At 69.8% G+C, this 18509-nt stretch carries 21 protein-coding genes and 2 pseudogenes; 15 read left to right on the top strand and 8 right to left on the bottom strand.

Annotation, left to right across the window (positions count from 1 at the left end):
* The first annotated feature begins 44 nt into the window (after positions 1-44).
* The 4 genes from P1J78_RS16440 (at position 45) to P1J78_RS16425 (ending at position 3949) form a co-directional block, all read left to right on the top strand.
* Positions 45-1625 carry a PAS-domain containing protein gene (locus tag P1J78_RS16440; RefSeq protein WP_275568462.1) on the top strand — a complete coding sequence of 527 codons (1581 nt, stop codon included), beginning with the start codon at positions 45-47 and terminating at the stop codon, positions 1623-1625.
* Positions 1626-1801: 176 nt separating this feature from the next.
* The gene (gene rlmN / locus P1J78_RS16435; RefSeq protein WP_275568461.1) at positions 1802-2986 is read left to right on the top strand and encodes a dual-specificity RNA methyltransferase RlmN; all 1185 of its coding nucleotides are present in this window, start codon (positions 1802-1804) and stop codon (positions 2984-2986) included.
* A 14-nt stretch (positions 2987-3000) separates the two neighbouring features.
* The gene (locus P1J78_RS16430; protein ID WP_275568460.1) at positions 3001-3477 is read left to right on the top strand and encodes a CAP domain-containing protein; all 477 of its coding nucleotides are present in this window, start codon (positions 3001-3003) and stop codon (positions 3475-3477) included.
* Positions 3478-3517: 40 nt separating this feature from the next.
* Complete coding sequence (locus P1J78_RS16425) at positions 3518-3949, top strand: relaxase family protein (protein WP_275568459.1); 432 nt, start codon at positions 3518-3520, stop codon at positions 3947-3949.
* Between the two features lie 4 nt (positions 3950-3953).
* Here the strand turns inward: P1J78_RS16425 and P1J78_RS16420 are convergent, their stop codons facing one another.
* Complete coding sequence (locus P1J78_RS16420) at positions 3954-4799, bottom strand: LOG family protein (protein ID WP_275568458.1); 846 nt, start codon at positions 4797-4799, stop codon at positions 3954-3956.
* A 91-nt stretch (positions 4800-4890) separates the two neighbouring features.
* Here P1J78_RS16420 and dapD point away from each other — a divergent pair, with 91 nt between their 5' ends.
* From dapD to P1J78_RS16395, 5 genes are all read left to right on the top strand, one after another.
* A complete protein-coding gene (dapD, locus tag P1J78_RS16415; RefSeq protein WP_275568457.1) occupies positions 4891-5718 on the top strand; it encodes a 2,3,4,5-tetrahydropyridine-2,6-dicarboxylate N-succinyltransferase in 828 nt (275 codons plus the stop codon).
* A gap of 88 nt (positions 5719-5806) precedes the next feature.
* The gene (locus P1J78_RS16410) at positions 5807-6061 is read left to right on the top strand and encodes a GlsB/YeaQ/YmgE family stress response membrane protein (protein ID WP_275568456.1); all 255 of its coding nucleotides are present in this window, start codon (positions 5807-5809) and stop codon (positions 6059-6061) included.
* A gap of 84 nt (positions 6062-6145) precedes the next feature.
* Entirely contained in the window at positions 6146-6472 is a 327-nt protein-coding gene (locus P1J78_RS16405) for a DUF8846 family protein (protein ID WP_275568455.1), read from the top strand.
* Positions 6473-6475: 3 nt separating this feature from the next.
* Positions 6476-7093: an HAD family hydrolase gene (locus P1J78_RS16400; RefSeq protein WP_275568482.1), complete on the top strand. Its 618-nt coding sequence runs from the start codon at positions 6476-6478 to the stop codon at positions 7091-7093.
* A gap of 82 nt (positions 7094-7175) precedes the next feature.
* The gene (locus P1J78_RS16395; protein ID WP_275568454.1) at positions 7176-8072 is read left to right on the top strand and encodes a PhzF family protein; all 897 of its coding nucleotides are present in this window, start codon (positions 7176-7178) and stop codon (positions 8070-8072) included.
* Between the two features lie 104 nt (positions 8073-8176).
* On the opposite strand, the gene P1J78_RS16390 is transcribed toward P1J78_RS16395, so the two are convergent.
* Positions 8177-9238: a Hint domain-containing protein gene (locus P1J78_RS16390; protein WP_275568453.1), complete on the bottom strand. Its 1062-nt coding sequence runs from the start codon at positions 9236-9238 to the stop codon at positions 8177-8179.
* Positions 9235-9450 carry a hypothetical protein gene (locus P1J78_RS16385; RefSeq protein WP_275568452.1) on the bottom strand — a complete coding sequence of 72 codons (216 nt, stop codon included), beginning with the start codon at positions 9448-9450 and terminating at the stop codon, positions 9235-9237. The genes P1J78_RS16390 and P1J78_RS16385 overlap by 4 nt, the downstream gene beginning before the upstream one ends.
* A 299-nt stretch (positions 9451-9749) precedes the next feature.
* On the opposite strand from P1J78_RS16385, the gene dapE reads away from it, so the two are divergent.
* The 4 genes from dapE to P1J78_RS16365 all read left to right on the top strand — a co-directional run bounded on the left by dapE (position 9750) and on the right by P1J78_RS16365 (position 15209).
* A complete protein-coding gene (dapE, locus tag P1J78_RS16380; RefSeq protein WP_275568451.1) occupies positions 9750-10910 on the top strand; it encodes a succinyl-diaminopimelate desuccinylase in 1161 nt (386 codons plus the stop codon).
* Between the two features lie 74 nt (positions 10911-10984).
* A complete protein-coding gene (locus tag P1J78_RS16375; protein ID WP_275568450.1) occupies positions 10985-11557 on the top strand; it encodes a TIGR04282 family arsenosugar biosynthesis glycosyltransferase in 573 nt (190 codons plus the stop codon).
* Positions 11558-11589: 32 nt separating this feature from the next.
* Positions 11590-13848 (top strand): ribonuclease R, encoded by a 2259-nt coding sequence (rnr, locus tag P1J78_RS16370; RefSeq protein ID WP_275568449.1) that lies wholly within the window; start codon positions 11590-11592, stop codon positions 13846-13848.
* 95 nt (positions 13849-13943) lie between these two features.
* The gene (locus P1J78_RS16365) at positions 13944-15209 is read left to right on the top strand and encodes a lytic murein transglycosylase (protein ID WP_275568448.1); all 1266 of its coding nucleotides are present in this window, start codon (positions 13944-13946) and stop codon (positions 15207-15209) included.
* 214 nt (positions 15210-15423) lie between these two features.
* On the opposite strand, the gene P1J78_RS16360 is transcribed toward P1J78_RS16365, so the two are convergent.
* The 5 genes and pseudogenes from P1J78_RS16360 to P1J78_RS25590 all read right to left on the bottom strand — a co-directional run.
* Positions 15424-15795, bottom strand: coding sequence for a hypothetical protein (locus P1J78_RS16360; protein WP_275568447.1), 372 nt, complete (start codon positions 15793-15795; stop codon positions 15424-15426).
* Positions 15792-16214: a helix-turn-helix domain-containing protein gene (locus P1J78_RS16355; protein ID WP_275568446.1), complete on the bottom strand. Its 423-nt coding sequence runs from the start codon at positions 16212-16214 to the stop codon at positions 15792-15794. The genes P1J78_RS16360 and P1J78_RS16355 overlap by 4 nt, the downstream gene beginning before the upstream one ends.
* Positions 16215-16236: 22 nt before the next feature.
* Positions 16237-17157 carry a phage protease gene (locus P1J78_RS16350; RefSeq protein WP_275568445.1) on the bottom strand — a complete coding sequence of 307 codons (921 nt, stop codon included), beginning with the start codon at positions 17155-17157 and terminating at the stop codon, positions 16237-16239.
* Between the two features lie 4 nt (positions 17158-17161).
* Positions 17162-17377, bottom strand: coding sequence for a Mu-like prophage major head subunit gpT family protein (locus P1J78_RS16345; RefSeq protein WP_275568481.1), 216 nt, complete (start codon positions 17375-17377; stop codon positions 17162-17164).
* Positions 17378-17387: 10 nt separating this feature from the next.
* Positions 17388-17540, bottom strand: a pseudogene (locus tag P1J78_RS25590) (IS110 family RNA-guided transposase); the annotation flags it as partial.
* A gap of 33 nt (positions 17541-17573) precedes the next feature.
* On the opposite strand from P1J78_RS25590, the gene P1J78_RS16335 reads away from it, so the two are divergent.
* Together P1J78_RS16335 and P1J78_RS16330 are read left to right on the top strand one after the other, a co-directional pair.
* Positions 17574-18032 (top strand): hypothetical protein, encoded by a 459-nt coding sequence (locus tag P1J78_RS16335; RefSeq protein WP_275568444.1) that lies wholly within the window; start codon positions 17574-17576, stop codon positions 18030-18032.
* Between the two features lie 33 nt (positions 18033-18065).
* Positions 18066-18509: pseudogene (locus P1J78_RS16330) on the top strand (hypothetical protein); the annotation flags it as partial.

The following is an 18509-nucleotide window of genomic DNA, read 5'->3' as shown; positions in this document are numbered from 1 at the left end:
TCGCCATTCTTTCCGCCGGGGAACAATAACGGTTGGATCGTGCCATGCAGCTGGCGAGCCTTGTTCAGGCCGGAACGGTGATCTTTGTCGCCTTCGTCACGGCAGTCGCGGCGCTCTTGGCCGCGGTCCAGCTCGGCGGCCGCCGCGGATCGGGCGAGCGGGGCGCGCCGCCGGAGATCGCCTTCCTGTTCGACGGCGGCGCCCTGGTCGATGCCACACCCGGCGCACGCCGGCTTCTGCAGTTCGCCGCGACGCGCGGCGACGACATGGCCCGGCTCGTGGCCTTTCTCTCGCCCCGCTTTCCCGACCTGAACGCCCGCGTGCAGGCCTGCGGCGAAGAGGACCGGATGCTCTTGTTGTCCGAGGATCACAGCTCGCGCCTGAGGATCGAGGCGACCGAGGGCCGCCTGAGAATAGCGCTGGAAGAGGTGGAGGAGGATCTCTCCGACCCGCCCGACCGCAACAGCTTCGCCGTCCTGTCGGCGGAGCTGGAGGCGCACCGCGCCGCATCCGACCATATGCCGGTGCCGGTCTGGCGGACCGACCAGGCCGGGCGGCTGACCTGGGCCAACGGCGCCTACTGGGCCCTGGCCGAACGGGCGGACAGGGTGGCCGACACGCCGCCGGGCCGCGTTCCGATGCTGTTCCCGGACCTGGGGGACACGGCGCTGTCGCCGGGGGCGAGCCGCCGGCTCGAACTGGCGCTGCCGGCCGAGGGGACGCTCTATTTCGACGCGACGATGGCGACGGTGGGGGGCGACCGGCTGTTCTCGGCGCTGCCGGCCGACGCGATCGTGGGGGCGGAGCGGAACCTGCGCGAATTCGTCCAGACGCTGACGCAGACCTTCGCGCATCTCAGCGTGGGGCTGGCGATCTTCGACCGCCGGCGCGAACTGACCCTGTTCAACCCGGCGCTGGGCGACCTTCTGGGGCTGGAGATGGAGTTTCTCATCGCGCGGCCCGGCCTGATCCGCTTTCTCGACCAGCTGCGCGAGCGGCACATGATGCCCGAGCCGAAGGACTACAAGACCTGGCGCCAGCACATGTCCGACCTGGAGGCCGCCGCGGCCGGCGGCGGGCATTCCGAGACCTGGCCGCTGCCCGACGGGCGCACCTTCCGCATCACCGGGCGGCCGCATCCCGACGGCGCCGTCGCCTTCCTGTTCGAGGATATCAGCGCCGAGATCCGGCTCAGCCGCGAATACCGGGCCGAACTCGACCTCGGCAAGGCCGTGATCGACATGATGGACGAGGCGATTGCCGTGTTTTCTCCGGACGGCCGGCTGAGCTTCGCCAACCGCGCCTATGCCCGGCTCTGGGGTCTCGACACGGTCGAGACCGGCGCGTCCGGCCCGTCCTTCGTGGATGCCTCGCGCCGCTGGCAGCAGAAATGCATGCCCAGCCCGGTCTGGGGCGATGCGCGCGACTTCGCGGCCGAGATGTCGGGGCGCACGACCTGGCATGCCGAGGTCCGGCTGAAGAACGGCCGCAAGCTCGCCTGCCGGTTCGAGCCGCTGCCCGGCGGTGCCACCATGGCCGGCTTCTCCGAACAGGCGGCCGTCGCCTTCCCGTCGCAGGGCGCCGAGGCGAATGGCACCGCGTCGCAGGCATCGGCCCGCGTCTGATCGGTCCGGCGGCGTGCCGGGGCGGCCGGCGCCCGGCTGTACCCTGGGCACGTAGCTCGCGCGTCTTCGGTTTCCGATGGCCCGGGCCTGTGCGAAACGGCGAATCCGGTGCTCGCCCGGTTTATTTTGCGTCCACGATCCTATATCAGGTCGGGCAACCCTTCCGGAGAGAGAGCATGACCGCGCCATCCGCACCGATCACGCAGGATGTCCTGACGATTCCGCGCAAGGCGGAGACCGACGCGCGCCAGAACCTCGTCGGCCTGACGCGCGCGCAGCTGCGTGACGCGCTGATCGCCGCCGGCACGCCCGAGAAACAGGCGAAGATGCGGGTCGGCCAGGTCTGGCAGTGGGTCTACCAGAAGGGCGTGCGCGATTTCGACGCGATGACCAACCTCGCCAAGGGCTACCGCGCGATGCTGGCCGAGCGCTTCCGCATCGACGTCCCCGAGGTGGTGCAGCGCGACGTCTCCGCCGACGGCACCCGCAAGTACCTGCTGCGAATCGCCGGCGGCCACGAGGTCGAGGCGGTCTATATCCCCGAGGAGGGTCGCGGCACGCTCTGCATTTCCAGCCAGGTCGGCTGCACGCTGACCTGCTCGTTCTGCCACACCGGCACCCAGCGGCTGGTCCGCAACCTGACGGCCGGCGAGATCGTCGGCCAGATCATGGTGGCCCGCGACGACCTGGGCGAATGGCCCGAGCCCGGCCGCGCCCCGAAGGTCGAGGCGCGGCTGATCTCCAACATCGTGCTGATGGGCATGGGCGAGCCGCTCTACAACTTCGAGAACGTCCGCGACGCGATGCAGATCGCGATGGACGGCGAGGGGATCTCGCTGTCGCGCCGCCGCATCACCCTGTCGACCTCGGGCATCGTCCCCGAGATCGCCCGCACCGCCGAAGAGATCGGCTGCATGCTGGCCGTGTCGTTCCACGCCACCACCGACGAGGTGCGCGACCGGCTGGTGCCGATCAACAAGAAATGGAACATCGCCACGCTGCTGGACGCGCTGCGCGAGTATCCGCGGCTGTCGAACTCCGAGCGGATCACCTTTGAATACGTGATGCTGAAAGGCATCAACGACAGCGACGCCGACGCCCGGCGGCTGGTCAACCTGATCCGCGGCATCCCCGCCAAGATCAACCTGATCCCGTTCAACGAATGGCCCGGCGCACCCTACGAGCGGTCGGACTGGGAGCGGATCGAGAGCTTCGCCGACATCGTCTACAAGGCCGGCTATGCCAGCCCCGTCCGCACCCCGCGCGGCGAAGACATCATGGCCGCCTGCGGCCAACTGAAATCCGCCACCGAGCGCGCCCGCAAGTCCCGCGCGCAGATCGCCGCCGAGACCGGCGCCTGAGACGGGTGCCCGAGATGCACCGCCGGGCGCTCCTGACCGCCGCGCTGGCGGTCGTCGCGACCCCGGCCGCCGCGCAGGAGACCTGCCCGCGCCCAGATGGCGGCGATGCGGCCGCCGAGGCCCTGCTCGACGGCACCAACGCGCTGCGCCGGGGCCGGGGCCTGCCGGCGCTGTCGGTCTCCGGCCCGCTGAAACGGGCCGCGCAGCGGCACAGCTGCCACATGGCGCGCAGCGGACGCATGAGCCATACCGGCCGCGGCGGCTCCACCGTCGGCGACCGGGCGACGGCGGCCGGCTATCGCTGGCGCTTCATCGCCGAGAATGTGGCCGAGGGCTACCCGACCGCCGAAGCGGTGCTCGACGGCTGGCAAGGCTCCTCCGGCCACCGCGCCAACCTGCTGGCCCCGGAGGCGCGCGACATCGGCATCGGCCTGGCCGAGGGCGACGGCCGGCGCTACTGGACCATGGTGCTGGGCGCGCCGCGCGGCTGAGCTTAACGTTGCGTTTACCGCGATCGGCACATGCTGCGGCATGACCCAGGTAACCGTGATGCTGACCCTCGACCGCCATGTCCTGAAGGCGCTGGACTCGGCCGCCCGGGCGGACGGCAGCGACCCCGCGACCGTGATCCGCGACGCGATCCGCCGCGACCTCTACCGACGCAGCCGCGCGAAGAAGGCCGACCGGCCTGATGAGCGGCTCGTCGCGCCGCTCCGGGCGCTTCTCGCCGACGATCTCGCCTATGCCCGCGACTGGGACGACCTGGCCGCCCGTCTCTCGGCCAAGGGCTACGCGCTGCGCGAGGCCGGCGCCGGCCTCGCCCTGTTCGAACTCAACGGCAACCGCCGCCTGGCCAAGGCGTCCGATCTGGGTGCCAGCTACGGCCGGCTGATGCGCCGCTTCGGCGCGCCGATGCCCGGCCACTCGCACCGCTATCTCTACGACCGGCTCGCCGGGCGCTGACCGGCTACTGCCGGATGCCCGACGGGGCGTCCTCCGGATAGTCCCAGCCGTCGATCGCCGCGATCGCCTCCTCGGCGCTCTCCACGAAGCGGAACAGCTCCAGGTCGCTCTCGCCGATCGTGCCCGCCTCGGCCAGCGCCTCCCAGTTCACGATCCGCCGCCAGAAGTCCTCGCCGAACAGCAGGAACGGCACCGGGTCCATCCGCCGCGTCTGGATCAGCGTCAGCGCCTCGAACAACTCGTCCAGCGTGCCGAACCCGCCCGGGAACATGCAGATCGCCCGCGCCCGCAGCAGGAAATGCATCTTCCGGATCGCGAAGTAGTGGAAGTTGAAGCACAGCTCGGGCGTGACATAGGCGTTCGGCGCCTGCTCGTGCGGCAACACGATGTTCAGCCCGATCGACACGCCGCCCGCATCCGCCGCCCCGCGATTGCCGGCCTCCATCACCCCGGGCCCGCCGCCCGTCACGATGACGTTCTGCCGGTGCGTGCCGTCCTGCTGGCCGCGCTCGGTCATCATCCGGGCAAAGCGCCGCGCCTCCTCGTAATACTGCGACAGGCCCGCCAGCGTCTCGGTCCGCGCCGTGTCCTTCTTCGCCGGCTCCGGCACCCGCGACCCGCCGAACAGCACGATGGTCGACTCCACCCCGTATTCGGTCATCATCAGCTCGGGCTTCAGAAGCTCCAGCTGCAGCCGCACGGGCCGCAGCTCGTCGCGCGACATGAAGGCGTCGTCGGTGAAGGCCAGCCGATAGGCCGGCGACCGCGTCTGCGGCGTGTCGGGGATCTCGCGCGTGCGCTGGATGTCCTCCTGCGCGTCGGGAAAGGTCCGTTTCCTCTGCTTCGCCATCGCCTGCCCTCTCCGCCTGCATTGCACCGCCACCCTCCTGCCTCTATAGCCACTCCGCAACCCGGACCCAACCGAAGACGGAGCCCTCCCCATGTCCAACGCCCAGCTCGAAGCCGCCATCGAAGCCGCCTGGGACACCCGCGACCAGATCACCCCCGCTACCGGCGGCGAGACCCGCGAGGCGATCGAAGAGACGCTGAATGCCCTCGACCGAGGCGACCTGCGGGTGGCCGAGAAGGGCGCCGACGGCGACTGGCACGTCAACCAGTGGGCCAAGAAGGCGGTGCTGCTGGGCTTCCGCATCAAGGACATGGAACAGCAGGACGGCGGCCCGCAGGGCGGCCACTGGTGGGACAAGGTGGACAGCAAGTTCAAGGGCTGGGGCGACAACGAGTGGAAGGCCGCCGGCTTCCGCGCCGTGCCCAACTGCGTCGTCCGCAGATCGGCCTATATCGCGCCCAACGTGGTGCTGATGCCGTCCTTCGTGAACCTCGGCGCCTATGTCGACTCGGGCACCATGGTCGACACCTGGGCCACCGTCGGGTCGTGTGCGCAGATCGGCAAGGGCGTGCACCTGTCGGGCGGCGTCGGCATCGGCGGCGTGCTGGAGCCCCTGCAGGCCGGCCCCGTCATCATCGAGGACAACGCCTTCATCGGCGCCCGCTCCGAAGTGGTCGAGGGCTGTATCGTGCGCGAGGGCGCGGTGCTGGGCATGGGCGTCTACCTCGGCCAGTCCACCAAGATCGTCGACCGCGAGAGCGGAGAGGTCATGTACGGCGAGGTGCCGCCCTATTCCGTCGTCGTCTCCGGCTCGATGCCGTCCTCGGGCGGCGTGAACCTCTACTGCGCCGTCATCGTCAAGCGCGTGGACGAGAAGACCCGCGCCAAGGTCGGCATCAACGAGCTGCTGCGCGACTGACGCCGGGAACCTTTGCCCCCGCGCTCTCGTTTATCCCTGCAACAGCCCGGCCAAGCCCGGGCCATTGGCAATCTATGGGAGACGACACATGTCCGGCATCGGCTGGCTCGCCGCCATCATCGTGGGCGGCCTCGCGGGGTGGCTCGCGGAACAATTCATGAAAGCGAACATGGGGCTGTTGATGAACATCGTCCTCGGCATCGTGGGCGCGATGGTTCTGAACTTCATCCTGGTGGCCGTCACGGGCGGCACGCTCGGCGGCTGGATCGGTCAGCTCGTCGTGGGCTTCATCGGCGCCTGCCTGCTGATCTGGGGCGCCCGCGCCGTGCGCAGCGCCACCTGAGGCGACGCGACGCGCCATGCAACGGGCCCGGCGCAGCGATGCGGCGGGCCTTTTTCTGCGCGGGGCGGGGTGCTATGGGCGGCCATGGCTAAGGACAAGAAACCCCACCACGTCTACACGCTGCTGGTCGAGGTCGGCCGCATGGACGGCGACGGCCTGCCCGAGGGCGCCACCGGCGCCGCGCTGATGTGCTATGCCAGCGGCGTCGACGAGGCCGAGGCCGTCCGCGAGACGGTCGCCATCCTGAAACAGGCCGACATGAACCCGCTCGACGTCTCGGGCTACGGCACGCTGGAGGACCGGCTCGCCGAAGGCCATGACATCGACGCCGATGAGCGCGCGCTGATGGACCGGGCGCTCGCCGAAAACGCCGTCATCGTCGCCCAGCTGACCCCGTTCTTCGAGGACTGAGCCCTGCGCGCCGTCTTCCTCGACCTCGACGGCACGCTGACCGACCCGAAACCGGGCATCACCGGCGCCGCGGCCCACGCGCTGGAAACGCTTGGCCTGCCGGTGCCGGACGACCTGACCTGGATCATCGGGCCGCCCCTGATCGACAGCTTCCGGCGCCTCGGCGCGCCCGACCCGGAAAAGGCGCTGGGGCTCTATCGCGAGGTCTACGCCGCCGGGAGGATGTTCGAAAACGCGGTCTATCCCGGCATTCCGCAGGCGCTCGCCGCGATGCGGGCGGCCGGCGCCCGGCTCTACCTCGCCACCGCCAAGCCGCATGTCTATGCCACCCGGATCACCGCGCATTTCGGCCTGGACGCCTATCTCGACGAGCAGTTCGGGCCGGAACTCGACGGCACCCGCAACGACAAGGCCGAGCTTCTGGCCTGGGCGCTGGCCCGCACCGGGGCGGAGCCTGGGACATGCGTCATGGTCGGCGACCGGCGGCAGGATTTCGTGGCCGCCGCCGCGAACGGGATGCGCTCGGTGGGCGTGACATGGGGCTACGGCAGCGCCGAGGAACTGGCGCTGGCCGACCGTCTCTGCGATGCGCCTGCCGACCTGCCCGCCGCCGTGGGCTGAGGCACCGGCGCTTGCACCGCGCCCGCGTTGCTCCGACACTCGCGCCGAAGACCAGACCGCCGCGACGCAAGGAGGTGCCCCGATGCTCGATCTCGTGACCTACGACGTGTTCACCGAAACGCCGTTCCGCGGCAACCCGCTGGCCATCGTGCCGCGGGCCGACGGGCTGGGCACCGACCAGATGCAGACCATCGCGCGCGAACTGAACCTCTCCGAGACGATCTTCGTCCTGCCGCCCGACGATCCGGCGCATCGCGCCCGCGTCCGCATCTTCTTTCCCACGGCCGAGATCCCCTTTGCCGGACACCCGACCGTCGGCTGCGCGATCCACCTGTCGGGACTTGCCGCGGCCGAGGGCGACGCCACGGTCGACATGACGCTGGAGGAGGTCGCGGGCCCGGTCCCCGTCCGCGTCCGCAAGGCGGGCGGCCGGCTCTCGGCGGAGTTCGTCGCGCCGCAGTTGCCGACGCTCAGCCGGAAAATGGAGGATGCGGGGCTCGCGGCGCGGGCGCTGGGGATCGGCCAGGACGCGATCGGCAACGCCGTCGCCCCGCTGCCCGAGGTCTGGCAGGCCGGCCCGTCCTACATCGTCCTGCCGGTCGCCTCGGTCGAGGCGCTGGGCCGGGCCGGCCCGGCGGGGCACGACTGGCAGGCATTCACCGACCGCGCCGGCTGCTTCAGCGCCTGGCTCTTCGCGCAGGACGGCGAGGGCGGATTTCGCGCCCGCATGTTCTCGCCCGCCGGGGGCACGCCGGAGGATCCGGCGACGGGCTCGGCCGTCGTCACCTTCGCGGGCCTCTTCGCGGCGCGCGGCCACTGCCCGCCCGGCGAGACGGCGCTCCGCATCACCCAGGGCGTCGAGATGGGCCGCCGGTCCGAGATCGACGCGGTCCTCGTGACCGACGCCACCGGCCTCACGCAGGTCCGCATCGCCGGCGCCGCCGTCCCGGTCTCCGAAGGACGCATCCGGCGGCCGTGAGGGGGTCCGGAGCCTAGGTCCGGACGCGGACAGTTACCGCTATCAATAGAAATATCAGCGGGTTAGCACCCCGTCCAACCTCGGACACCCTCGGACGCCACCGATCAGGCGCAGAGGTTGGACACCAGTACCATCGCCTCGAACGGCTTCAACAGCGGCCCCGCGATCTCCTCGTGAACCGGGATCGCCTCGGCCGGCACATGGGCCAGGACCGAGCTCGCGTGCCGCGCCGGCCGCCGGGCCAGCTGCCCCAGATACAGGCTTTCGGCCCACGTCCCCGCCACCATCAGGCAGGCATGCCCGTCCAGCACGATCTGGTGATACCGGACCACCTGTGCCTCGGGGTCGGAGGGCCGCCCGGTCATCGGGCCAAGATGCCGCGCCTCGACCAGCACCGTATCGACCCCGAACAGGTATTCCGCATCCGAGCCGTCGATCATCACCCGGTGATGCGGCGCCAGGTTCAGGTCGGTCCGCAGCCCGAAATAGGGCGCCCGCAGCCGCACCGGCCGGAATTCCCCGACCGCGGGCACGTCGCGGGCGACGGCGTGCCGGACCGGCTGCAGCCCCCGCTCGGCCGTCACCACGAGATCGCCGGGGCGCAGCTGTTCCACCGGCCGGGCGCCGGCCGCGGTCTCGACCCAGCTGCCGGACAGGAAGCCGGGCATCGGCCCCACCGGCTCGATCTCGTCCGACACGGCCAGCACCGACAGCCCCGGGTTCAGCCGAACCCCCGCGCCGCCGGTGATAAGCGCCTCCACATCCTCGACCGGCAGCGGCAGCGGGGCGTCGAACAGGGTCTGCTCCAGCCGCCCGCTGGCGGTGTTCTCGGCCGTCAGCACGCCGCGGCGCGCCGGGGCGTTCCAGGACCATGTCAGCCGCAGCGTCTCGTTCGCCATCAGCCGCGGCTCGCGCAGCGTCGCGACCGAGACCGCCGCGCCCTGCCGGTGCTCCACCACGAGGCCGCCCTCCGGCGCCAGCGTGACCGCCAGCCGGTGGCGCCATCCGGTGTCGCGCTCCAGCTCCAGCAGCGTCACGCCGCCGCGCCGCTCGCCCTGGAGCTGGACCTCGATCAGCAGGCTGCCCACGGGCACGAGCGCGCCGCGGAACTCCGGCCCCGGCTGGCGGTGGCACTGGCGGCCGTCGCTGATCGCGAGCCAGGTCATCCGGTCTGCGCCCCTCCATGCGTCACGATGAGGCCGCTGTCGCCCGGCGTGGCACCGGGCGAGACCGTGTCGCCGTCGGAATGGATGCCGGATGCGCGATCGTCGCCGGAATAGCTCGCCCCGACGACGGTGACCTCGGCGCCGACGATTTCCTGCGCCATCGCTTCGGCCGATACCCATGTGTTCACGGGCAGCGTCACCGCTCTGACCATGCCTGTCTCCTGCCTCGCGAGGACAGGTCGCACACCACCCCATCGCCGCGCCCCTCGCGCGGAATGAAAACCGATTACTCCGACCTTACTGCTCGTGCCGTCTTTGTCGCGGCGCTGGCCTGCCTCGTGTTTTGTCAGGGGAATGGAGGAATTCCACCCGCCATTTCCAGCGAAAACCGCGTATGTCGGGATGTGCGGCGCCGGATTGTTTCGAATTCGCCACAATTTCCGGTATGTTAGCCCGCGATTGCCGTGCCCCTGCCGGCGATGTAGCTAGGTCGCAGCCAAGGAGCCCGCCGATGACCGACCCCGTCGACCCCGTTGACCCCGTCGACCTGACCGCCCGCCTGATCCGCTGTCCCTCGGTCACGCCCGAGGAGGGCGGGGCGCTGGACCTGCTGGAAGCAGAGCTGTCGGCGGCCGGCTTTACCTGCACGCGCGTGGACCGGGGCGGCGTGGCGAACCTGTTCGCGCGCTGGGGGCCGAAGGGGAACGTGCGGACCTTCGGCTTCAACGGCCATACCGACGTGGTGCCGGCGGGCGACGCGGCGGCCTGGACGCACGACCCGTTCGGCGGAGAGATCGCGGACGGCATCCTGTGGGGGCGGGGCGCGACCGACATGAAGTCGGGCGTCGCGGCCTTCGCCGCGGCGGCGGCGGATTTCGTGCGAGACGCGCCGCCCGGGGACGGCGCCGTGGTGCTGGCGATCACCGGCGACGAGGAGGGCGACGCGGTGGACGGCACGCGCGCGCTGCTCGACTGGATGGGCGAGACCGGCGAGCGGATGTCGGTCTGCGTGGTGGGCGAGCCGACCTGCCCGGAGCGGATGGGCGAGATGATCAAGATCGGCCGCCGCGGCTCGATGACGGCCTATTTCGTGGCGCAGGGGGTGCAGGGGCATTCGGCCTATCCGCATCGGGCGAAGAACCCGGTGCAGGCGATGGCGAAGCTGTGCGACCGGCTGGCCGGGCAGGTGCTGGACGAGGGGACCGAGTATTTCGATCCCTCCACGCTGGCCGTCACGACGATCGACACCGGCAACCCGGCGAACAACGTGATCCCGGCGGCCTGCCGGGCGACGGTGAACATCCGGTTCAACGACGCGCACGACTCCGCGGGGCTGACCGCCTGGCTGCGCGGGGCCGCGGACCAGGTGGCCGAGGAGACCGGCGTGGCCATCGAGATGACGGTGAAGGTGTCGGGCGAGAGCTTCCTGACGCCGCCGGGGGAGCTGTCGGATCTGGTGGCCGGCGTGGTCGAGGCGGAGACGGGCGTGGCGCCCGAGCTGTCGACCACGGGCGGCACGTCGGACGCGCGCTTCGTCAAGGATCACTGCCCGGTGGTGGAGTTCGGGCTGGTCGGCAAGACGATGCACAAGGTGGACGAGAACGTGCCGGTGGTGCAGATCGAGACGCTGAAGCGGGTGTATCGGCGCCTGCTGGAGGCGTATTTTGCCTGACCGGGGCGCGCGTCGGTCTCTGGCGAGTCCTCCGCGCGGGCGAGGAAGGCCCGGACGGGGCTGACGAGCTGCGGATGCGCCATGTTTTCCTGATGCTGAAGGAGCCGCGCCCGGGCCGCGTGAAAACCCGGCTCGGCCGCGAGATCGGGCAGGTGCCGGCCGCCTGGTGGTTCCGGCACCAGGCGGCGCGCGTCATCCGGCGGCTGGACGATCCGCGCTGGCGGCTGGTGCTGGCCGTGGCGCCGGACCGCGAAGGTCTGCAGAGCCGGGTCTGGCCCGCGCATCTGCCGCGCGTGCCGCAGGGGCCGGGCGATCTGGGCGCGCGGATGGGCCGCCTGATCCGCGCTGCGCCGCCGGGGCCGGTGGTGATCGTCGGCGCCGACATTCCGGCGCTGGATCGTCGCCACATCGCCCGGGCCTTCCGGCGCCTGGGCCGGGCCGATGCCGTCTTCGGTCCGGCGGAGGACGGCGGTTTCTGGCTCGTGGGGCTGAAGCGCACGGCTGCGCCGCCCGCGACCCTGTTCCGCGATGTCCGCTGGTCGACGCCGCAGGCGCTGGCCGACAGCGTCGCCTCGCTGCCGGGGCTGCGGATCGCCTTCGCTGACAGGCTGCGCGACGTCGACGAGGCCGCCGACCTTTCCGCATGACGTCCCCCGAGAACCGTGTTACCGCAAAACCCATGGCCGACCTGCCCACGAAACAGCAAATCCTCGACTGGATCTCGGAGAACCCGACCCAGACCAACAAGCGCGATATCGCCCGGGCCTTCGGCATCAAGGGCCAGCAGCGGATCGACCTGAAGCGCATGCTGAAGGAGCTGGAGGCCGACGGCCATCTGGAGAAGCGGCGCAAGACCTATCGCGACCCCGAGAAGCTGCCGCCCGTGTCGGTGCTGCGGGTAGAGCCGCCCGATGCCGATGGCGACCTGTTCGCAAGGCCCTTGGAATGGCAGGGCGAGGGGCCGGAGCCGAAGGTGCTGGTGATGACCCGCGCCTCCGACCCGGCGCTGGGCGGCGGCGACCGCATCCTCGCCCGGCTGACCGAGGTGAAGCAGGACAGCCACACCTACGAAGCCCGGCTGATCCGCAAGATCGGCTCGAACCCGCGCCGCGTCCTGGGCGTCTTCCGCAAGGGGGACGAGGGCGGCCGGATCGTGCCGGTCGACAAGGGCGTCGACAAGGAATGGCGCGTCGGCCCCGACCAGATGCACGGCGCCAAGGACGGCGAGCTGGTCGAGGCGGAGACGGTGGGGCCCAAGGGCCGCATGGGCCTGCCCGCGGCGCGCATCGTCACCCGGCTGGGCGACCCGTCGGCCGCGAAGGCCGTGTCGCTGATCGCGATCCACCAGCACGGCATCCCCGACGAATTCCCCGACGAGGTGATCGCCGAGGCGGACCGCCAGAAGCCCGTGGGCATGGGCGATCGCGAGGACCTGCGCGAACTGCCGCTCGTCACCATCGACCCGGCGGATGCCCGCGACCACGACGATGCCGTGCTGGCGATCCCGGACGACGACCCGAAGAACCCCGGCGGCTTCCGGGTCTGGGTCGCCATCGCCGACGTCGCCGCCTATGTCACGCCGGGCTCGGCGCTCGACCGCGAGGCGCGCAAGCGCGGCAATTCCACCTATTTCCCCGACCGCGTCGTGCCGATGCTGCCGGAGCGGCTGTCGGGCGACTTGTGCTCGCTGCATGAGGGCGTGCCGCGGGCCTGCATCGCGGTGGAGATGACGCTGGACTCCGGCGGCAACAAGATCGCCCACCGCTTCACGCGGGCGATGATGAAATCCGTCGCCTCGCTGAATTACCAGGAGGTGCAGGCCGCCCGCGACGGAGACCCGAACGAGGCCTGCGCGCCGCTGATGGACGAGGTCATCGACCCGCTCTTCGACGCCTACGCGGCGATGGCACGCGCCCGGGCGGAACGCCAGCCGCTGGACCTGGACCTGCCGGAGCGGCGGATCGAGCTGACCGAGGCCGGCCAGGTGAAGTCGGTGGCCTTCAAGGACCGGCTGGACGCGCACCGGCTGATCGAGGAATTCATGGTGACGGCCAATGTCGCCGCCGCCGAAGAGCTCTTCGCCCGCCGCCGCCCGCTGCTCTACCGCGTCCACGAGGAGCCGGACCCGACGCGGCTCGATTCGCTGCGCGAGGTGGCGCAGGCGTCGGGCTTCAACCTCGCCAAGGGGCAGGTGCTGCACACGCGCCACCTGAACCGCCTGCTGGAACAGGCCGAGGGGACCGAGTTCGACGAGCTGATCAACATGTCGACCCTGCGCTCGATGCAGCAGGCCTATTACACCCCGGAGAATTTCGGGCATTTCGGGCTGGCGCTGAAGTCCTATGCGCATTTTACCTCACCGATCCGGCGCTATGCCGACCTGCTGGTGCATCGCGCCCTGATCACCGGGCACAAGTGGGGCGACGACGGGCTGTCCGAGGCGGATATCGAGCGGCTGGAGGCGACGGCCGAGCACATCTCGGACACCGAGCGCCGGTCGATGGCGGCCGAGCGCGACACGACCGACCGCTATCTTGCCGCCTACCTCGCCGACCGGGTGGGCAACGAGTTCACCGGCAAGATCAGCGGCATCCAGCGTTTCGGCGCCTTCGTGCGGCTGGACGAGACCGGCGCCGACGGGCTGATCCCGATCCGGACCATGGGGCGCGAGTATTTCCACTTCGACCGCGACAGCCAGACGCTGATGGGCTCCGACACCGGGCTGGTGATGAGCGTGGGCGACGAGGTGACGGTGCGCCTGACCGAGGCGGAGCCGGTGACCGGCGGGCTGATGCTGGAGCTTCTGGAGCTGCGCGGCAAGGCGATGCCCAAGGGGCCGCAGGGCCCGCAGCGCGGCCGGCCGAAGAAGGGCAAGGCGGTGCGCGCCAAGAAAAAGCGCGACAAGACCGCCCGCAAGGTCAAGCGCACCCGCCGTTAGCGGGCCTCCGCGCATCGTCCCCGCCCGCGGTTCCGTTTCGTGGCAGAATGCGGTAGTAAACTGGCCCTTGGGGTGAAGGACGAAGAGGACGATGCATGCGAGTCCGTGCAGCTGCAATCGTGGCCCTGGGCCTGTCGGTCTTTCCGTGGTTCGTCTCCGCGCAGGGCGCGGTCGAGCGGTCTCCCGTGCCTGAGGTGCGTCCCGAGGGCGTCGTGGTGACGGCGGCGAGCAACGTGCCGGCCGATGTGGGCTTTCGCGCCTGGGTCGATGCCTTCCGCAAGCGCGCGCTGGCGCAGGGGATATCGGCGGACGTCTACGACGCGGCGATGGCCGGCGTCGCCTACAACGCCAAGGTGGTGCGGCTGGACAGTCGGCAGGCGGAGTTCACCAAGCAGATCTGGGACTACCTGGATACGGCCGTGTCGGACCTGCGGGTCAGCAACGGCCGCGCGGCCGTCGAGGAGCATGCCGACCTGCTGGCGGAGATCGAGGCGCGCTACGGCGTCGAGAAGGAGGTCGTCGCGGCGATCTGGGGGCTGGAAAGCGCCTATGGCACCTTTCGCGGCGACGTGCCGATCGTCGGGGCCATGGCGTCGCTGGCCTATGACGGGCGGCGCGCGGCGTTTTTCGAGGAACAGCTGATCGCGGCGCTGCGCATCCTGCAGGACGGCGACACCGGCGTTTCGGACATGGCTGGAAGCTGGGCCGGGGCGATGGGGCACACGCAGTTCATGCCCGGCTCCTACCGGGCGCATGCGGTGGACTTCACCGGCGACGGCCGGCGCGACATCTGGGGCGACGATCCGTCGGACGCGCTGGCCTCGACGGCGGTCTACCTGCAGCATCACGGCTGGACCAAGGGGCAGCCGTGGGGGATGGAGGTCGAGCTGCCCGAGGACTTCGACTATGCCCTGACGAGCGAGCGGATCAAGAAACCGGCGGCCTTCTGGAACGCGCGCGGCGTGCGCGACCTGGAGGGGGCGGAGATTCCCGACCACGGGCCGGCCTCGATCCTGTTGCCGGCGGGGCATCGCGGCGCGGCCTTCGTGATCTTCGAGAACTTCCACGTGCTGGAGCGCTACAACACCGCCGACGCCTACGTGATCGGCGTGGGGCACCTGGCCGACCGCATCGCCGGCGGCGCCCCGATCCGCGCCGGCTGGCCGCGCGGCGACCGGGCGCTGTCCTTCGACGAGAAGCGCGAGCTGCAGCGGCGCCTGCTGGTGGCGGGGTTCGACCCGGACGGGGTGGACGGCATCATCGGGCCGAACACGATCGCGGCGGTGAAGGCGTATCAGGCCTCGGTCGGGCTGGTGCCGGACGGCTATGCCTCGCTCGACGTTCTGAAGCGGCTTCGGTAGCGCGGCCAAAAGGCGCGCTTCCGCGCAAGATTTTTCCTGAAATCGGCGAGGCGACGCGACGGGTCGGCCGGTGCGCGGGTTGCACGGGCCGGGTGCCTCCGGCGGTGTCCTGTAACCTGTCGTTCTTCCCTGATACCTGAGGATTGTTTCCGGACTACCCCGGCAGTCCACGGCCTATCCGGGATGATCTGGCGGTTGAGGGATTACCGGACGGTCACTTTCGGATGCGCTGCCACCAGGCGTGAATGGCACTCTTGCCGACGCGTCGTTCGGGCGGGAAGGTTTCCGCCACCTCTTCCGCGATCTCGACAAAGGTCAGCCGGTCGATACGGGCACGGATGAAGGCTTGTAGTTCGCGGTCGCTGTCGATCTTCGCCGGGCGGCCGGGGCGGTGGTTTCGGCGGTGGTCGGACGGCGGCGCATCGCAGTTGAACACCGCGTCAACGGGGTCTTCAACGACCTGTTTAACGGCGCGTTCGAAGGCGGCTCTGGCGCGGGAGTGCGCCGCTCGCGCGGCCTGAAGCAACTCGTCGGTCTCTTTCAGGTGCAGGCGCGCGGCGTCCAGGGCTGCATCGGGTTGGGTCACGGGCGCAACCACCCCCGAACCGTGACGACGGACACCCGCAGCGTGCGGGCGATATCGTTCTTGGAGAGGCCGCGCGCGAAGAACACCTTGGCGAGCCACGGCTTCGCCAGGGGAACCACACGCGGTAGCAGGTGTGAGATGGCGGCCAGTTCGCGGGCCTTGTCCATTCCCACCAGCTGGACCAGCCGGGAACCGGTGCCGGGGCGCTCCGCGATATAGAGTTCCGACCCGCCGAACGTCATCAGGAAGTCGATGGCCAGGTCGTATCCCAGCACCTCGACATAGGGCGCGACCTGGGTGGTCGGCTTGGGAAGCGGGACGCTGGGCAAATCGTCCATAGGCATTGCGTCGGCTCGCGCCTCCGTTCTCGCGCCCGGCCGGAACTTCGACCGGTATTCCGGCCGGGCAAGGCCGGGCATGGAGAGACCCGGCCGGTTCGGTTTACGCCAGCGCGTCGGGCTTCAGTCCGAGCTGGCTGCACACGGCCGCCGCCAGGGGCGAGGCGCTGGCAGAGGGCGCATCCCGGCCGGGCGCGCCCGCCGGAACGATCTCGCGGCGCAGGCTGGCATAGGCTGGCACGGCGGTTTCCAGGAAGCTGTCGAAGCTCGCTTCGTCCCGAAGGCAGAGCGCGAGCGCCCAGTCCTTCATGCCGCCCGTCAGATAGCCGCGCTCGCAGGCTTGCTCCACCTTCGTCCGCGCGCGCTGTTCGCTCGCACTGGCGGCTTCGGTGTTGCGTTCCTTCAGCAGGTCGCGCAGCGCCTCGATAGGCACATACTTGGCCGGGTCCGGCTCACCGCCGCCTTCGGCCAGGGCGCGGATCGCATCCAGGATCGCGTCGGCGTCTGCCTCGGGGTCAAGACCCAGCTCCGCCGCAATCCGGGCGAGGGGTGACATATCGCCGTCCATGGCGTCCTCCTGTTGGGCAAGGGCGGTCAGATGGAAGTTCGGATGATGCACCAGTCCGGCGCCCTTCAACCGCATGATGGCGCCCGTCTTCGCGTGGTAGAGGAAGGACGGGCTGAGGTAGCGGTATTCGCGCTTGCCGATCATCTCGCGTGCGGTCGCCGTCCATTCCACCCGGCCCCAGATGCCGTTGGCCTCCGCCTTCAGCTCCTTGATCCAGCCCGCCGCGGGCACCGGTCCGTTGCGCTTGGCGGCGGCGCTGTCGTTCTGGTGCTCGTAATCGACCGGCAGGTCGATGCCTTCGGACTGGAAGGCGAGCACAACGGCGCCGGGATCGGACAGATCGAAGGCGCGCCCGTCGCGGCCGGCGATCTCTCCGGCCGGGAACAGATGCACCCAGTCCGGCGCCTTGCCCGGTCCCAGTGCTCTGTCGCAGGATGCGAGGGAAAGCCCGCTCATCGCATCACGCCGCGAACGGGGTCACGATAAGGCTGGCGGTGTTGCTCCACACGTTCGACGCGCCCGAGGAATTGTGCGTGGCGTTCAGCACTTCGAGCGCCGCTTCTTCCAGCGAGGGCGGCACCACAAGCGTTGTGGGTTTGATCCCGAGGATGCGCCCACCGTCCGCGCGGAAGTCCATCATGGCGGCGCGCGCGGCCGCGTAGTTCGTGGCGTCCAGCGTGTCCTTCGAGCCGTAGGCGAGCTGCCACGAGCCGCTCGCGGCCGCGAAACAGCACCGCCTTGGCCTGCTGATCCGCCGTCTTCGGCGCCACGAACCGCATCTCAGGCTGTCTCGCCGCGATCACCAGCGCCTCGGCATCAGCAGCGTCGTTCTTTTCACGTCCCGCGGCGAGGAAGGGATCCGGGAGGCGCTGGTGGCGCAATTCCGGAAACTTGACGACGCGTCGGGCACGCCAGGAGCCCGCAAGATCTTCAGGTGCCTCTACGAAGCCTTGGCATACTCAAAGTCGCACAAGGAGCCGGGCGACATTGCGCGCATCCTTTGCGACGTCATTATCGAGAACATTGCGCTGCCCGTCGGAACCAAGGTCATGGGTGTGAGACTCCGTGAGCGACATTTGCATACGGTCGCATCATTGGCGAAAGAGCAAAGCCTCAACACTGTGACCCTGCGCGATGTGCTGGTCGCGGCTGGGGTGATCCCGGACAAGGCGCCCGCACACTACCCGATCCCAGTTCAAAAGGGGCGCGAGGTAGCCAGTCGCGTGAAACGGATCGTGCATGTCAGTTCGCTGCCCGACGCGTTGGCTTGTGCGCGGCCCTTGGTCGATCAGCTTTTTGCTGATCGGATGATCACTCCCATCTACTACTGAAGGCCGGGAACGAAGGGACGGACCCAGAAGGCCGTGGATCGCGAAGAGATTGCCATGCTGGTTGGCAAGCTACACGCGAAGGCGGTTGCGCTGGATGCCGAAACCGACGGGCTGGTGCCGGTCTCGAAAGCCGCAGAGAAGGCCAAGGTGTCGGCGGTCACCGTAGTGCACATGATCCTCGGCAGCTTCCTCGAGCGTGTCTTTCGCCTGGCTGGTCAGGAAGGGATAGCCGCGCTTCGAGTGGATCTGGCGGAGGTCAAGCGGCACCGGGCATTCTGCACGGTTGGTCTTTCGACCGTGGAAGCATTCGCTTCTTTGAAGATCTCGCGGAACATCCTCTGGCGTCTGGTGGACCGGTGCCCGGGAAAGGTGAGCCTTTCCGTTAACAGGCTGCTGAAGAAGTCGGGTTGGAAGGACGTTATTCCTGTCGCCGGGGCTGGAAGGCGGGTCGCTCGCAGATGCGAACGTCGGGTCCAG

This window comes from Psychromarinibacter sediminicola, from assembly GCF_029168335.1.
GTDB classification, from domain to species: domain Bacteria; phylum Pseudomonadota; class Alphaproteobacteria; order Rhodobacterales; family Rhodobacteraceae; genus Psychromarinibacter; species Psychromarinibacter sediminicola.
This window is presented reverse-complemented; position numbering and strand designations above follow the sequence as displayed.

Excerpts from the sequence above, each read along its gene's own strand:
- P1J78_RS16440 (WP_275568462.1), top strand. The coding sequence starts at position 45 with ATGCAGCTGGCGAGCCTTGTTCAGGCCGGAACGGTGATCTTTGTCGCC.
- rlmN (WP_275568461.1), top strand. The coding sequence starts at position 1,802 with ATGACCGCGCCATCCGCACCGATCACGCAGGATGTCCTGACGATTCCG.
- P1J78_RS16430 (WP_275568460.1), top strand. The coding sequence starts at position 3,001 with ATGCACCGCCGGGCGCTCCTGACCGCCGCGCTGGCGGTCGTCGCGACC.
- P1J78_RS16425 (WP_275568459.1), top strand. The coding sequence starts at position 3,518 with ATGACCCAGGTAACCGTGATGCTGACCCTCGACCGCCATGTCCTGAAG.
- P1J78_RS16420 (WP_275568458.1), bottom strand. The coding sequence starts at position 4,799 with ATGGCGAAGCAGAGGAAACGGACCTTTCCCGACGCGCAGGAGGACATC.
- dapD (WP_275568457.1), top strand. The coding sequence starts at position 4,891 with ATGTCCAACGCCCAGCTCGAAGCCGCCATCGAAGCCGCCTGGGACACC.
- P1J78_RS16410 (WP_275568456.1), top strand. The coding sequence starts at position 5,807 with ATGTCCGGCATCGGCTGGCTCGCCGCCATCATCGTGGGCGGCCTCGCG.
- P1J78_RS16405 (WP_275568455.1), top strand. The coding sequence starts at position 6,146 with ATGGCTAAGGACAAGAAACCCCACCACGTCTACACGCTGCTGGTCGAG.
- P1J78_RS16395 (WP_275568454.1), top strand. The coding sequence starts at position 7,176 with ATGCTCGATCTCGTGACCTACGACGTGTTCACCGAAACGCCGTTCCGC.
- P1J78_RS16390 (WP_275568453.1), bottom strand. The coding sequence starts at position 9,238 with ATGACCTGGCTCGCGATCAGCGACGGCCGCCAGTGCCACCGCCAGCCG.
- P1J78_RS16385 (WP_275568452.1), bottom strand. The coding sequence starts at position 9,450 with ATGGTCAGAGCGGTGACGCTGCCCGTGAACACATGGGTATCGGCCGAA.
- dapE (WP_275568451.1), top strand. The coding sequence starts at position 9,750 with ATGACCGACCCCGTCGACCCCGTTGACCCCGTCGACCTGACCGCCCGC.
- P1J78_RS16375 (WP_275568450.1), top strand. The coding sequence starts at position 10,985 with ATGCGCCATGTTTTCCTGATGCTGAAGGAGCCGCGCCCGGGCCGCGTG.
- rnr (WP_275568449.1), top strand. The coding sequence starts at position 11,590 with ATGGCCGACCTGCCCACGAAACAGCAAATCCTCGACTGGATCTCGGAG.
- P1J78_RS16365 (WP_275568448.1), top strand. The coding sequence starts at position 13,944 with ATGCGAGTCCGTGCAGCTGCAATCGTGGCCCTGGGCCTGTCGGTCTTT.
- P1J78_RS16355 (WP_275568446.1), bottom strand. The coding sequence starts at position 16,214 with ATGCCCGGCCTTGCCCGGCCGGAATACCGGTCGAAGTTCCGGCCGGGC.
- P1J78_RS16350 (WP_275568445.1), bottom strand. The coding sequence starts at position 17,157 with ATGAGCGGGCTTTCCCTCGCATCCTGCGACAGAGCACTGGGACCGGGC.